Source organism: Stenotrophomonas sp., from assembly GCF_032066555.1.
In the GTDB taxonomy this organism is placed as follows: domain Bacteria; phylum Pseudomonadota; class Gammaproteobacteria; order Xanthomonadales; family Xanthomonadaceae; genus Stenotrophomonas.
The window spans coordinates 26,879-40,941 of sequence record NZ_DAMBKV010000006.1 but is presented as its reverse complement, the minus strand read 5'-3'; the positions used below and the strand labels follow the sequence as shown (position 1 = coordinate 40,941).

Below are 14,063 nucleotides of genomic sequence, written 5' to 3'. Positions count from 1 at the left end.
CTTCACCCGTTCTTCAGCTCTTTGAGCTTTTCTGACAAAAACAAGCGATGCCAGTTTCTTGCGCAGAGCTTGCCCTCACCCCAACCCCTCTCCCGCAGGCGGGAGAGGGGCTAAAGCGGTGTCCCGCGCCTGCTTTGGGCACCGCAAAAGCAGACGGCCGCACTGGGCGGCCGTCTGTCGGGTATTACTTCAGTGCCTTGAAACGCAGGCGCTTGGGACCGGCATCGTCGCCGAGGCGACGCTTCTTGTCCTCTTCGTACTCGCGGTAGTTGCCCTGGAAGAACTCCACGTGCGAGTCACCTTCAAAGGCAATGATGTGCGTGGCGATGCGATCCAGGAACCAGCGGTCATGCGAGATGACGAAGGTGTTGCCCGGGAACTCCAGCAACGCATCTTCCAGCGCACGCAGGGTTTCGATGTCCAGGTCGTTGGACGGTTCGTCGAGCAGCAGCACGTTGCCACCCTGCAGCAGGGTCTTGGCCATGTGCAGGCGACCGCGCTCACCACCGGACAGCGAGCCAACCAGCTTCTGCTGGTCCTGGCCCTTGAAGTTGAAGCGGCCGATGTAGGCACGCGACTGGATCTCGACACCGTTGATGTTGAGGATGTCCAGGCCGCCAGCGATTTCCTGGAACACATTATGGTTGCCGGTCAGCGCGTCGCGGCTCTGGTCGACGTAGGACAGCTTGACGGTCGGGCCGACCACGATCTCGCCCGAATCCGGCTTTTCCTGGCCGGTGATCATCTTGAACAGGGTCGACTTACCGGCACCGTTCGGGCCGATGATGCCGACGATGGCACCCGGCGGGATGATCATCGACAGGTTGTCGATCAGCAGGCGCTCGCCGAACTTCTTGGAGACGTTCTTGAACTCCATCACCGAGTTGCCCAGGCGCTCGCCCGGCGGGATGAAGATTTCATTGGTCTCGTTGCGCTTCTGGTAGTCAACGCTCTGCAGTTCTTCCAGGCGGGCCAGACGGGCCTTGCCCTTGGTACGGCCACCCTTGGCGTTCTGCCGCGACCACTCCAGTTCCTTCTGGATCGCCTTCTGGCGAGCCTTTTCCTGGTTGTCTTCCTGCTTCAGGCGCTCGTCCTTCTGCATCAACCATTCGGTGTAGTTGCCCTTCCACGGAATGCCGCGACCGCGGTCCAGTTCCAGGATCCACTCGGCGGCGTTGTCCAGGAAGTAGCGATCATGGGTGACGGCCACCACGGTGCCGGTGTAGCGCGCCAGGAACTGTTCCAGCCATTCCACCGACTCGGCGTCCAGATGGTTGGTCGGTTCGTCGAGCAGCAGCATGTCCGGCTTCTGCAGCAGCAGGCGGCACAGGGCTACGCGGCGCTTTTCACCACCGGACAGGTTGCCGATCACCGCATCCCACGGCGGCAGGCGCAGCGCGTCGGCGGCCACGTCCAGCTGGTTTTCCAGGGTGTGGGCATCGCCGGCGGCCAGGATGGCTTCCAGCCGTTCCTGTTCCTTGGCCAGTGCATCAAAGTCGGCGCCTTCCTCGGCATAAGCGTCGTAGATCTTGTCCAGCGCGGCCTGGGCCTGCAGCACTTCGCCCACGCCTTCTTCAACCGCTTCACGCACGGTCTGGGCCGGGTCCAGGCGCGGTTCCTGCTCCAGATAGCCGACCTTGATGCCGGCCTGCGGGCGGGCCTCGCCCTCGAAATCGGTGTCCACGCCGGCCATGATCTTCAGGACGGTGGACTTGCCGGCGCCGTTCAGGCCCAACAGGCCGATCTTGGCGCCCGGGAAGAACGACAGCGAGATGTCCTTGATGATCTGCCGCTTGGGCGGGACCACCTTGCTGACGCGGTTCATGGTGTAGATGTATTGCGAGGACATGACGTCTCCGTAGCGCACGCCTGCACCCGGTCCGGGGGGGACAGGGCGCAAAGCAAAAGGGAATCGCTCATTATAACCGCAACCCCTGATGCCCGGCTTGACGGTGGCTGCCCTTGCTGATTTATGAATGGGAAAGGCCGTAACCGTTTCCAGCCGGAAACTGTTCAGATGAAGTGAGCATTATGGAAACCGTCCACCAACCCAGTGAGGGCCACCCATGAAGATGAACCGCTTAGCTGTTGCAGCGATGACCACCCTGCTGGCATTTGGTGCCACCGCGCCGGCCTTTGCGGCAGGTGACCGCGACGACCACGACCGCGGCCGCCATGGCTGGGATGACCGTGGCAGGGGCCATGATCGCGGCCGTGGCCACGGCCATGATCGCCACGACCGCCGTGACGACCGTCGTCATTACAGCAATGGTTACCGCGAGGGCTACCGCGATGCCCGCTACAACGACCGCCGCTACTACGCGCCGCCGCGCGTGGTGTATCGCCCGTATGGCTTCGAACGTGGCCACCGGTACAGCAATTACTACGGCGGCCCGGTCTATGTGGTCAATGACTACGACCGTTACCACGTGCGCCGCCCGCCCTACGGCCACCGCTGGATCCGCGATGACCGCGGCAACATGCTGATGGTGGCCATCGCCACCGGCATCATCGCCGACATCGTGTTCAATCATTGAGGCCGGGGGTAATAAGCCCGGACCAATGGTCAAGGAAGGCGCCCCCCCGGGGCGCCTTCCGCGTTTGTGGGCCAGCTCGAAGGTTTCAAACGCCACCGCCGGGCCGGGTTCTGTGGCGGAAGGACGGGTTACAATCGACAGCTCCCTCGCCCCCGTACCAGGAGCTGTGATGTTCCCGCGTGAAGCCCGTATCGAGTCCTACGATCCCGAGTTGGCCAAGGCCATTGCCGATGAGTGCCAGCGTCAGGAAGACCATGTCGAGCTGATTGCCAGCGAGAACTACGCCAGCCCGATGGTGATGGAAGCCCAGGGCAGCCAGCTGACCAACAAGTACGCCGAGGGCTACCCGGGCAAGCGCTACTACGGTGGCTGCGAGTACGTGGACATCGCCGAGAAGCTGGCCATCGACCGTCTGAAGCAGCTGTTCGGCGCCGATTACGCCAACGTGCAGCCGCACAGCGGCTCGCAGGCCAACCAGGCCGTCTACTTCGCACTGCTGCAGCCGGGCGACACCATCCTGGGCATGAGCCTGGCCCATGGCGGTCACCTGACCCACGGTGCCAAGGTCAATGCCTCGGGCAAGATCTTCAATGCGATCCAGTACGGCGTGAACGAAGCCGGCCTGATCGACTATGACGAAGTCGAGCGCCTGGCGCTGGAGCACAAGCCGAAGATGGTGGTGGCTGGTTTCTCCGCCTATTCGCAGGTCGTCGACTGGGCGCGCTTCCGCGCCATCGCCGACAAGGTTGGCGCCTATCTGTTCGTGGACATGGCGCACGTTGCCGGCCTGGTCGCTGCTGGCGTGTACCCGAGCCCGATCGAACACGCGCACGTGGTCACCTCCACCACCCACAAGACCCTGCGCGGTCCGCGCGGCGGCATCATCATCGCCAAGGGCGCTGGCGAAGAGATCGAGAAGAAGCTGCAGTCGATCGTGTTCCCGGGCATCCAGGGCGGTCCGCTGATGCACGTCATCGCCGCCAAGGCCGTGGCCTTCAAGGAAGCACTGGAGCCGGAATTCAAGGCCTACCAGCAGCAGGTGGTGAAGAACGCCCAGGCCATGGCCACCACGTTGATCGCGCGCGGCTACAAGATCGTCTCCGGTGGCACCCAGAACCACCTGATGCTGGTCGACATGATCGGCAAGGATGTGTCCGGCAAGGATGCGGAAGCCGCGCTGGGCAAGGCCCACATCACCGTCAACAAGAACTCGGTGCCGAACGACCCGCGTTCGCCGTTCGTGACCTCGGGCCTGCGCCTGGGCACCCCGGCCATCACCACCCGCGGTTACCAGGAAGCCGACTGCGTGGCACTGGCCAACTGGATTGCCGACGTGCTGGACGCCCCGGCCGACGAAGCCGTCATCGCCCGCGTGCGTGATGCAGTCAGTGCGCAGTGCCGCAAGTACCCGGTTTACGGCTGACGCGGAGATAACGGGAATGACGAACAAACGATTGCTCGTATTCCCGTTGTTGTTGCCGCTGATGTCTGGCGGCAACGTTTTTGCTTCTGATCCTGCCAAGTCAACGGAGCTAAAGCCCGCGCCGAACCTGGTCGAACTAAAAATCGATACTTCGGATAGCGGGCAGCCTCTTGGCGTTACATACGACTCCGACTGGGGTGTGTGCAGTGTTGGGGCAGTGCAGTTGTTGAGAGGGGATGAGGTGCGGAAGATCGCGGCGAGGCCGCCGGTCGTCACCGACTGTGATCCCGTGCAGCCTTTGTCAAATCCCCGTCAGGCCGAGTATCCGGTGGAGATGATCGAGGCCAATAAGTCTGGTAGCGCACAGGTGGTGGCGCTTATCGATGAAGGCGGGCACGTGATGACGGCGGATGCCGTGTGTGTCAGTGAAGCTGGTTTTGCGGCGTTGGCCGAAAATGTCATCCGCGCGATGCAGTTTGTCCCGGCACGCTGCGGCATTGACAAGCTCCCGGTAAAGAGCGTGATTATCTTGCCGGTGTCGTACGATGTTCACTACCAACGAACTTTTTTACGCTGAGTCTGCGATGTACTGCCCTTTCTGCCAGCACACTGACACACGCGTGATTGATTCACGCGTTTCCGAAGATGGCGCCACCATCCGCCGCCGCCGTGGCTGCGAAGCCTGTGGCGAGCGCTTCAGTACGTTGGAAACGATCGAGCTCAAGTTGCCGGTCATCGTGAAGAGTGATGGCGGCCGCGAAGCCTTCGATGCGCGCAAGCTGCGGGTTGGCTTTGACCGCGCGCTGCAGAAGCGGCCAGTGTCCGAAGAACGCATCGAGGCGGCAGTACGCGCGGTGGTGCACCAGCTGCGTATGTGCGGCGAACGCGAGGTGCCGTCGATCAAGGTCGGCGGTTTCGTGATGGATGAGCTCCGCAAGCTCGACCATGTCGGCTATGTGCGCTTCGCCTCGGTCTACCGCAGCTTCGAGGACGTGGCCGATTTCCGCGACGAGATCGAAAAGCTCGAGCGTGATCATTCCAGTGACGAGGATCAGCTGCCTCTGTTGGCGCATGCGCGGGCGGAAGCGGCACGGGCAGGCAAGGGCGGCAAGCGCTGACGGGTTGGTTGGCTCGGTAGGGAGGCCGAAGTGGTGATGCAATCAACGGGCCGGCGGTTCTCACGCAATGGGTTGGTCGTGGCCGCGTTGTGGCTGGCCACGACTGCGCATGCGCAGGAGCGGTCCAGTCCTGCGGATCCGGCTGAGCGCGCCCGGTTGGCCGCGCAGCAGGCTTTCAAGGCTGTTGCCGCGCTGGATCAAACGCAGCGCGACCCAACTTCCTGTGTGGGGGATGCCTGTACGCCAGCGATGCTGGCAGGGCGTTATCGTGTCGTCGAAGACGCATTTGCAGGCTCGCTGCTGGAGTTGGGTGTCGGCGGGAACTATGCGTTGCAGCTGGCGTTGTCACCCTTGCCGCGGAGCTCGAAAGGGCAATGGTCGCTGGAGGACGGCATGCTGTTGCTGCATCCGCGCGATGACCTCGCCAGCACCGTGCAGCTGGTGCCGTATGAAGCCAGGTCAGCCGAGCGCGCGCAGTTGCAGCAGCTGCTTGCCGACCTGCAACAGGCGCGTCCGGATCCGGCTGATCGCAGCGGCCAGGGCGAGCTCGAGGAGCTGCAGGCGCAACTGGCAGACACGCACGTAGCAGGCAGGCCGCTGTACGTGAATCTGCTCGATCCAATGAGCGGCGTAGCCAGCGACGGCGTGCAGGTGGTATTGGAGCTGGCCCAGGGCGAGCTGGCTGCTGAAGGCGGGTTGGCCGGGGGAAATACCTATCGTTTCCCGTCGCCGGCACCGGGGCAGCTGGTGACTGGCCTGCGTTTGCACTTCTCTGGCATCGGGGCGACGCTGCGTTTGCCGTTACAACCGCCGCTGCGGCCCAGCTACCAGGTGCTGTTCGATGGCTGCGCGGTAGGAATGTGCGAGTCGGAGACGATGGGCATGGTGCTGGAGCAGGCGGAGGGGGGTGTGCGCTTTGCTGCCTGGGGCGTTGGCGTGTTCCAGCGTGTGAACGACTAGTTGTTTGGATGTGCAGGCCGCCGAGCGTGGCCGCGTGAGTTGAATCCGATGAAGATCATCAATCTGCAGGACCGGCCCGAACTGCTGCCGGCGATCGCGCTTGCCCATGTGCAGGCTTTCGGCATGCTGCTGCCGGACTGGACGCTGGCCCAGGCCGAGGCCGAGCTGCGTGCGCAGCAGCGCGACGGCATTCCCTGCACCTGGCTGGCCGAAGATGACAGTGGCTGGCTGGGCTCGGTCAGCCTGTTGCATGACGATCACGAACAGATCCGCGGCTGGTCGCCCTGGCTGGCCTCGCTGTATGTAGACGAAGCCGCGCGCGGCAAAGGCGTCGGCGCAACGCTGGTGGCCCACTGCGTGGCGCAGGCGGCGGCGCTGGGTGTGCCGGTGCTGTATCTGTATTGCGAAACACCGATGGTGGTGTGGTACCGCAGCCTGGGTTGGCGTGTGCATGCCGAGCTGCAATTGGGGCCGTTGGCGATCACGGTGATGGCAACCGATACCGGATCTCCCTGATTTGCCGGAAAGGCGGGTGCTGGCACCGGTGCGCATACACTTGGCGCACGGCTACTGCCGAACGGGCAGCACATTCGCAATGAGGTTTTACCGATGAGTCAGTTCACCGCCACCGATCACCTGCTGATGGCTCGCGCGCTGCGCCTGGCCGAACGCGCGGCCTGGACCACCCGCCCCAATCCCATGGTGGGTTGTGTCATTGCCCAGGGCGATGAGGTGGTGGGCGAGGGCTGGCATCAGCGCGCTGGCGGCCCGCATGCCGAAGTGTTTGCGTTGCGCCAGGCCGGTGAGCGCGCGCGTGGCGCTACCGCTTACGTCACCCTGGAGCCCTGCGCGCACTATGGCCGCACGCCGCCCTGCGCATTGGCGTTGATCGATGCGGGCGTGGGCCGGGTGGTGGCGGCGATGGCCGATCCCTTCCCCGATGTGGACGGCGGCGGCTTTGCGCTGCTGCGCCAGGCCGGTATCTCCGTCGAGGTGGGTTTGATGGCCGCGCAGTCGCGTGAACTCAACCACGGCTTTCTATCGCGCATCGAGCGTGGCCGGCCGTTTGTGCGGGTGAAACTGGCCGGCAGCCTGGATGGGCGCACGGCAATGGCCAATGGCGAATCCAAGTGGATCACCGGTGAGGCGGCGCGCGCCGACGTGCAGCAGTGGCGTGCCCGCGCGGGCGCCATCCTGACGGGCGCGGCCACGGTGTTGGCAGATGATCCGCTGCTGACAGCACGCCCGGAGGCTGGCGAATTCCTGCCGCCAATGCGGGTGGTGCTGGATGCCCGCTTGCGCACATTGGAATGCAGACGTGTGCGCGAAGGTGATGCGGCGACCTTGTATCTGCACGATCCGTCGGTACCGCCGCCCGCGCTGGAGGATGCCGAATTTGCCGGGGTGGGTGTGCAGGACGATGGCCGGCTTGATCTGGCCGGGGTGATGGCGATGCTGGCGGCGCGTGGCATCAACGAAGTGCATGTCGAAGCAGGGCCAACCTTGTGTGGTGCCTTGCTCAAGGCCGGATTGGTCGACGAACTATTGCTGTACATGGCGCCCTTGCTGATGGGCGATGGCGCGCGGCCGCTGTTGGCGGGCCTGGGCATTGAGCATATGGCCCAGGCCCTGTCGTTGGAGCTGCATGACGCCCGCATGCTCGGCAAGGACCTGCGCCTGCAGTTGCGGCCGACGACGAACAACTGAGCGCACCTGTAGTGCCGAGCCATGCTCGGCAGGGGGCCTTGCCGGGAATGCCGCTTGCCGAGCATGGCTCGGCACTACACCGATGAGACAGCGCGTGTAGCCAGCAAGCACCGCTCGTGCAAGGGCCTGGGCCTGCAGCCATCAATGCGAACGTCTGTAGTGCCGAGCCATGCTCGGCAATGGGCCCTACCGGCAATGCCCCTGCCGAGCATGGCTCGGCACTACACCGATGAGACAGCGCGTGTAGCCAGTAAGCACCGCTCCTGCAAGGGCCAGGGCCTGCAGCCATCAATGCGAACGTCTGTAGTGCCGAGCCATGCTCGGCAGGGGGCTTTACCGGGAATGCCTTGCCGAGCATGGCTCGGCACTACGTGAACCACGCAGGCTGTAAGCCGGGCAATAAAAACGGGGGCCTTTCGGCCCCCGCTGCATTAAACCCGGTAAGGCCGGATCAGAAGCTGGCGCGCACGCCGACCGAATACTGGGCGAAGTCGCCCTGCCATTGGCCTTCAGCAACCACGCCCCAGGTCTTGTTGAACTTGACCTGGCCGCCCAGCACGCCGACGAACTCGGTGTCCATGTCGCTGCCATCAAGGGCGCCGCCCTTGATCCAGGCTTCGGTCCGTGCCGACGGCTTGCCACGCAGGCCGATGGTCACACGACCGGCGTTGGTGTGGTCCTTGTAGGTGCCATTGAACTCGCCGGCGCCACTGACCTTTTCTTCAAGGCTCAGACGCAGCCAGGCGATGTCGGCGGTGAAGTCGACGCGCTCGCTCATGTTCATGTGGTAACCGGCACCCAGCTCCGGCTGGCCCAGCTGGAACTTCGAACGCACGCCATTGCCCCAGTTCACCGACTTGCGGACCTGCGAATAACCGGCGAACAGGTTGACCTTGTCGGCGATATCGTACGAACCGCGCAGGTAGGCGCCGTCCAGGCTCGGGTCGTTCAGGTCGTTGTCGTTGATCTGGACCTGGGTCCAGCCTGCTTCGGCGTAGGTGTAGCTCAGCTCGTCAGCGGAGGCGGCAACAGGTGCGGCTGCCAGCATGGCGGCCAGAATCAGGGTCTTGCGCATGGAATCCTCTTCGGTGCGATATCCGTGTCGACCAGCCCATTGCGGGCCGGGACCGTCACGTCATGTAACGGCGGGCGCAGTCTAACGAAATTTTCACATATGGCAAGTCGTGTCGCCGCGCTATGCTTTTTGAGGCTCCGCAGAGAACTGATTGTTTTGTCGGATTTTTGGCGATATTAGCGCTTCTTTTGGCGATGAAGCCGCTGTTGAGTCATCTCAGCCCTGTTCTGGATACGTGGTCATTTTCAGAACGATCCCAATGTTCATCGGCTGATCCTGCCTGTTTGCCTGCTGTCCCGCGGCAGGGCGTGATCGCAAAGCCTGGGGCTGCCTGCTCCTCGGTGCGAAGGCTCCCGCCACCGTGTTCCACGGATGGGAAGCACTTGTTCAGCCCGGCCAAGGGCCAGCCTGAAGTGGCGCTGGTACAATCGACGGGCCGGTTCGCCGGCACTCACAAACGTCTTCAGGGCGGGGTGCAATTCCCCACCGGCGGTAGGTGCAGGTCCGCGATAGCGGTGCTGCATGAGCCCGCGAGCGCTCCAGCAAGGGCCGTACATGTACGGATGCCCGGCCGGAGGTCAGCAGATCCGGTCAGATACCGGAGCCGACGGTCATAGTCCGGATGAAAGAAGACGGTGTCTCGGGCCTCTTGCGGGGTCCGTGCGCCTGTTTGCCTTGCGGCGTTTTTCGCTCACATATCGCGGAGAACGTTAGTGTTTACTGGAATCATCGAAGGCGTCGGCCGTCTGGCTGCACGCGAACCCATCGGCGGCGATGTCCGCTTCACCTTCAATGTCGGCAACCTGCCGTTCGAACAGGTGCAGATGGGCGAGAGCATCGCCGTCAACGGTGTCTGCCTGACCGTCATCGACTTTGACGGCAGCAGCTTCAAGGCCGATGCCTCAACCGAAACCCTGGCCCTGACCACGCTCGGCGACCTCGCCGAGGATGCGGTGATCAACCTGGAACGCGCCATGCGCCCGACCGACCGTCTCGGCGGCCACCTGGTCAGCGGCCATGTCGATGGCCTCGGCAAGGTGCTGTCCATCCATGAGGATGCGCGCGCGCTGCGCTGGCGCTTTGCCGCACCCAAGCCGCTGTTGAAGTACATCGCCAAGAAAGGCTCGATCTGCGTGGATGGCGTCAGCCTCACCGTCAACGACGCCGATGACGAGGGCTTCGAGGTCGCGCTGATCCCGCACACCGTCGCCAATACCGCGTTCTCCGCCACCGGCGTCGGCAGCGCGGTGAACCTGGAAATCGATCTGGTCGCCCGTTATGTCGAGCGCCTGCTGGGCCAAGGAGCCGCACAATGAATTTCGCCCCCGTCCCCGAATTGCTGGAAGAGATCCGCGCCGGTCGCATGGTGGTCATCGTCGATGACGAGGACCGCGAGAACGAAGGCGACCTGATCATGGCCGCCGAGCTGGTCAAGCCGTCGGACATCAACTTCATGGTCACCCATGGCCGCGGCCTGGTGTGCCTGCCGCTGACCCGCACCCGTGCCGCCGACCTCGGCCTGGCGCCGATGGTGCAGGCCAATACCGCGCAGTTCCAGACCAATTTCACGGTCAGCATCGAAGCCGCCGAAGGCGTGACCACCGGCATCTCCGCGCATGACCGGGCCCACACCATCCGCACCGCGGTGAAGGCCAATGCCAAGCCGTCCGACCTGCACCAGCCGGGCCATATCTTCCCGCTGATCGCCCAGCCGGGCGGCGTGCTGACCCGCGCCGGCCACACCGAAGCCGGCGTCGACCTGGCCATGCTGGCCGGGCTGGAGCCGGCCGGCGTGCTGGTGGAGATCCTCAATCCCGATGGCAGCATGGCGCGCCGCCCCGAGCTGGAAGTGTTCGCCCGCGAGCACGGCTTGAAGATGGGCTCCATCGCAGATCTGATCGCCTACCGACTGGCCACCGAGCACACCGTAGAGCGTGTGGACGAGCGCGAGATCGACACCGAGTTCGGCGCTTTCAAGCTGGTTACCTACCGTGACCGCATCGCCAACGACCTGCATTTCGCGCTGGTCCGCGGCACCCCGGACAAGGACACGCCGACCCTGGTACGGGTGCAGGTGGAGAATCCCTTGGCCGACCTGCTGCATTGGCGGCGTGATGACTTCGGCGTGGCCAGTACCGATGCGCTGCGCGCCATTGATGCCGCGGGTGCTGGCGTGATGGTGGTGCTGTCGGCACCGCGCGATACCAACGCGCTGCTGGCCCGCCTGCGCCAGCAGCCGGCGCCGGTCATCCCGGGCAAGGACAAGGATGTGGGCCAGTGGCGCCGCAACGGTGCCGGCGCCCAGATCCTGTCGGACCTGGGCCTGGGCAAGCTGCGTGTGCTCGGGACCCCGCGCCGGCAGATCGGCCTGGCCGGTTACGGCCTGGAGATCGTCGAGACCGTCCAGGTCTGAGGCGGTCGCGGACAGGTTGTGCACGCATCCTGTCCCATCGCCCTTGTTCCCCTTCCCGGCGTCAAAGGCGCAGGGAAGGGGCGAGGAGAGGAGAGGTCGCATGGCGCGTTCCCGCAGGCGTCAGCCCTTCCGCTGCTTTCGTGCCGCTCCTGTAAAGCCCGCGCGCGGTAAACTTACCCACCTTTTGGAGTCCTGCCCCCTATGAGCCACTACGAAGGCTATCTCCTCCCGCCGGATTCGGCCCGTTTCGCCATCGTTGCCAGCATGTGGAACCCGCGTATCACCGATACCTTGGTCATTGGTGCCCGCGAATTCCTGGCCGGCAGCGGTGTCAGTGAGGAGGCCATCGATGTGGTGCGTGTGCCGGGCGCCTGGGAGATCCCGCTGGTAGCGGCCCGCCTGGCTGCGGCTGGCCATCATTCGGCAATCATCACCCTGGGCTGCGTGATCCGCGGCGACACCCGTCATTACGAGCATGTATCCGATTGCTGTGCCGAAGGCCTGATGCGCGCGCAGCTGGATTTCGGCGTGCCGGTGCTCAACGGTGTGCTGGCGGTGGAGCGTGAGGAGGATGCCGACGCGCGTGCGGGCGGCAGCCATGGCAACAAGGGTACGGAGGCCGCGAAGGCGGCCTTGGAAATGGTCAATCTTCTGGAGAAGTTGCCGTGAGCAACAAGAACAACGGCAAGCCTGCCGGAAAACCCGTCCGCCGTGACGGCATCGACCCGGTCTTGCGCTCGCGCGCACGCCGCCGCGCCCTGCAGGCGATCTACGCTTGGCAGATCTCCGGCGGCAACGCCGAGTCGCTGCTGGCCCAGTTCGCCCACGAACAGGCCCACGAGATCGCCGATCTGGCCTACTTTGAAAGCCTGCTGCGTGGTGTGCTGGACAACCGCCGTGACCTGGACGAGGCCTTGGCCCCGTTCGTCGACCGTGCGGTGGAAGAAGTGGATGCCATCGAGCGCGCGGTGCTGCGCGTGGCCGCCTACGAGCTGCGCTATCGCCAGGATGTGCCTTACCGCGTGGTGATCAACGAAGCCATCGAAACCGCCAAGCGTTTCGGCTCCGAGCACGGTCACACCTACGTCAACGGCGTGCTTGACCGTGCTGCGCTGGAGTGGCGCAAGACCGAATCCAGCCAGTAACCGCCGACGGCGGCTTTGCTACGACGGATTTTCTGCAGCGCCGGGCCGGCATCATCGGCACCGGCGCTGTCGTTTTTTGGGGAGTGCGATCATGAGTCTTGATGAGTTTGGCCTGATCGAGCGTATCCGCCGGCGTACCGCTGCGCGCGCGGACATCGTCTTGGGGATCGGCGATGACGCCGCGCTGCTGCAGCCGGCTGCCGGCCAGCAACTGGTGGTGACCACCGATACCCTCAACAGCGGTGTGCACTTTCCTGCGGAAACCCCGCCAGCCGATATCGGTTGGAAAGCCCTGGCGGTGAATCTGTCCGATCTGGCGTCGATGGGCGCGCAACCGGCCTGGTGCAGTTTGTCGCTGTCACTGCCGGATGCCAGTGCGCAATGGGTGGACCAGTTTGCTGAAGGTTTCTTCCCGCTTGCCGACCTTCACGGTATCGCCTTGATCGGCGGCGACACCACCCGTGGACCCTTGTCGATCTCGATCACCGCGATGGGCCAGGTGACTGCAGGGCAGGCGCTGCGCCGCGATGGTGCACAGGTTGGCGACGATATCTGGGTCAGTGGCGTGCCCGGTGAGGCTGGGCTGGCCCTGGCGTTGTGGCAACAACAGGCGCTGGATGTCAGTCGCAGCGCGGGTGATGCGGCGCTGGAGCATCTGCGCCTGCGTCTTGCGCGGCCGACGCCACGGGTTGAACTTGGCCTTGCTTTGCAGGGTTTGGCGACTGCGGCGGTTGACGTGTCCGATGGGCTGCTGGCCGACCTGGGCCACATCTGCGCACGCAGCGGGGTTGCCGCGGACGTGTTGGAGGCGGCGCTGCCAGCCTCACCGGCGGCAGAGCAGGCAGGCTTGTGTAAGAGCTTCACTACCTTGCGTATCGGTGCTGGCGACGATTACGAGCTGTGTTTCACCGCACCGCCGGCGCTGCGCCAGGTGCTGCACGAAACCATGGCATCCGTAGCAGTTCCGCTTACCCGGATTGGCTATATTCGAGCCGGAACGGGGGTACAGGTGATCAACCAGGAGGGCGGTGTGCTGGTGGCATCAAGACAAGGCTACAACCACTTTTCAAGCTTCGGGGCCTGAGGGGGAGCCCCGCTCGCAGTAAGCTGGATTTCAGTGTTCACGCGGCGTCCACGTATTCATATTTACCATCTCATTCGTGATGGAAGTCGCGGTTTGATGCAATCGAGAGTTGCATCCAGCGACGGCAAACAGGGGAAGCGGTGGTGGAATCGGCAACGTTGGAAAAAGTGAGGGCGAAGATGAGTGATGTAGGTACGCCCTCGGTCACGGTGGACAGCCGTGCCTTGGACACAGCACTCGATACCGTCATCAACAGCAACGCCGGCATTTCCATGCTGCTGGTCTCCACGGCAGATGGCCGTGCCATTGCTCACCGTTCGTTGAACAAGCTTGATCCACGACGCTTGTCGGCGATGAGCAATTCTTTCCTGACGCTAGGGGAAACCTTGTCGCGCGAACTCGGCCTGACAGCGGCCGACTACGTGACCATGTCCACCTCGCAGGGCAGCATGGTGCTGGTCCGCGTTGCCGCGGACCGTCCCTATACGCTGGCCGCGCTCGGCCATGCCGATACCTCCCTTGCCATCCTGCTGTATGCCGCTCGCGATGCCGCGGCGCGGATCAAGGTGTTGTTGTAACTCTCTTGCTGTAAATCAACTGC

At 64.0% G+C, this 14,063-nt stretch carries 15 protein-coding genes and 1 riboswitch; of the genes, 13 read left to right on the top strand and 2 right to left on the bottom strand.

Going from position 1 to position 14,063, the window contains the following annotated elements:
- Positions 1 to 184: 184 nt before the first annotated feature.
- Complete coding sequence (gene ettA / locus RT131_RS09565) at positions 185 to 1,849, bottom strand: energy-dependent translational throttle protein EttA (RefSeq protein ID WP_192286702.1); 1,665 nt, start codon at positions 1,847 to 1,849, stop codon at positions 185 to 187.
- Positions 1,850 to 2,066: 217 nt separating this feature from the next.
- Between ettA and RT131_RS09560 the strand changes: the two genes are divergently transcribed.
- The 7 genes from RT131_RS09560 to ribD all read left to right on the top strand — a co-directional run bounded on the left by RT131_RS09560 (position 2,067) and on the right by ribD (position 7,745).
- A complete protein-coding gene (locus tag RT131_RS09560) occupies positions 2,067 to 2,537 on the top strand; it encodes an RcnB family protein (protein WP_313172376.1) in 471 nt (156 codons plus the stop codon).
- A 169-nt stretch (positions 2,538 to 2,706) separates the two neighbouring features.
- Complete coding sequence (gene glyA / locus RT131_RS09555) at positions 2,707 to 3,960, top strand: serine hydroxymethyltransferase (RefSeq protein ID WP_313172374.1); 1,254 nt, start codon at positions 2,707 to 2,709, stop codon at positions 3,958 to 3,960.
- A gap of 16 nt (positions 3,961 to 3,976) precedes the next feature.
- Positions 3,977 to 4,537 carry a hypothetical protein gene (locus tag RT131_RS09550; RefSeq protein ID WP_313172372.1) on the top strand — a complete coding sequence of 187 codons (561 nt, stop codon included), beginning with the start codon at positions 3,977 to 3,979 and terminating at the stop codon, positions 4,535 to 4,537.
- Between the two features lie 7 nt (positions 4,538 to 4,544).
- A complete protein-coding gene (gene nrdR / locus RT131_RS09545) occupies positions 4,545 to 5,078 on the top strand; it encodes a transcriptional regulator NrdR (protein WP_313172370.1) in 534 nt (177 codons plus the stop codon).
- A 33-nt stretch (positions 5,079 to 5,111) separates the two neighbouring features.
- The gene (locus RT131_RS09540) at positions 5,112 to 6,038 is read left to right on the top strand and encodes a hypothetical protein (RefSeq protein WP_313172368.1); all 927 of its coding nucleotides are present in this window, start codon (positions 5,112 to 5,114) and stop codon (positions 6,036 to 6,038) included.
- 48 nt (positions 6,039 to 6,086) lie between these two features.
- On the top strand, positions 6,087 to 6,554 hold the full coding sequence (locus RT131_RS09535; protein WP_313172366.1) for a GNAT family N-acetyltransferase: 468 nt from the start codon (positions 6,087 to 6,089) through the stop codon (positions 6,552 to 6,554).
- A 93-nt stretch (positions 6,555 to 6,647) separates the two neighbouring features.
- Positions 6,648 to 7,745, top strand: coding sequence for a bifunctional diaminohydroxyphosphoribosylaminopyrimidine deaminase/5-amino-6-(5-phosphoribosylamino)uracil reductase RibD (ribD, locus tag RT131_RS09530; protein WP_313172364.1), 1,098 nt, complete (start codon positions 6,648 to 6,650; stop codon positions 7,743 to 7,745).
- Positions 7,746 to 8,196: 451 nt separating this feature from the next.
- Here ribD and RT131_RS09525 read toward each other — a convergent pair whose 3' ends face one another.
- A complete protein-coding gene (locus tag RT131_RS09525) occupies positions 8,197 to 8,820 on the bottom strand; it encodes an outer membrane beta-barrel protein (protein ID WP_313172362.1) in 624 nt (207 codons plus the stop codon).
- A gap of 455 nt (positions 8,821 to 9,275) precedes the next feature.
- Positions 9,276 to 9,458: riboswitch (FMN riboswitch) on the top strand.
- Between the two features lie 75 nt (positions 9,459 to 9,533).
- Between RT131_RS09525 and RT131_RS09520 the strand changes: the two genes are divergently transcribed.
- The 6 genes from RT131_RS09520 to RT131_RS09495 all read left to right on the top strand — a co-directional run bounded on the left by RT131_RS09520 (position 9,534) and on the right by RT131_RS09495 (position 14,040).
- Positions 9,534 to 10,136 carry a riboflavin synthase gene (locus tag RT131_RS09520; RefSeq protein WP_313172360.1) on the top strand — a complete coding sequence of 201 codons (603 nt, stop codon included), beginning with the start codon at positions 9,534 to 9,536 and terminating at the stop codon, positions 10,134 to 10,136.
- Complete coding sequence (ribB, locus tag RT131_RS09515; protein ID WP_313172358.1) at positions 10,133 to 11,233, top strand: 3,4-dihydroxy-2-butanone-4-phosphate synthase; 1,101 nt, start codon at positions 10,133 to 10,135, stop codon at positions 11,231 to 11,233. Before RT131_RS09520 ends, ribB begins: the two co-directional genes overlap by 4 nt.
- A 201-nt stretch (positions 11,234 to 11,434) precedes the next feature.
- Positions 11,435 to 11,902 carry a 6,7-dimethyl-8-ribityllumazine synthase gene (gene ribH, locus RT131_RS09510; protein WP_313172355.1) on the top strand — a complete coding sequence of 156 codons (468 nt, stop codon included), beginning with the start codon at positions 11,435 to 11,437 and terminating at the stop codon, positions 11,900 to 11,902.
- Positions 11,899 to 12,378 carry a transcription antitermination factor NusB gene (gene nusB / locus RT131_RS09505; protein ID WP_313172353.1) on the top strand — a complete coding sequence of 160 codons (480 nt, stop codon included), beginning with the start codon at positions 11,899 to 11,901 and terminating at the stop codon, positions 12,376 to 12,378. Before ribH ends, nusB begins: the two co-directional genes overlap by 4 nt.
- Before the next feature lie 91 nt (positions 12,379 to 12,469).
- On the top strand, positions 12,470 to 13,462 hold the full coding sequence (gene thiL / locus RT131_RS09500) for a thiamine-phosphate kinase (protein ID WP_313172351.1): 993 nt from the start codon (positions 12,470 to 12,472) through the stop codon (positions 13,460 to 13,462).
- A gap of 179 nt (positions 13,463 to 13,641) precedes the next feature.
- The gene (locus RT131_RS09495; protein ID WP_313172349.1) at positions 13,642 to 14,040 is read left to right on the top strand and encodes a roadblock/LC7 domain-containing protein; all 399 of its coding nucleotides are present in this window, start codon (positions 13,642 to 13,644) and stop codon (positions 14,038 to 14,040) included.
- Positions 14,041 to 14,063: the final 23 nt, after the last annotated feature.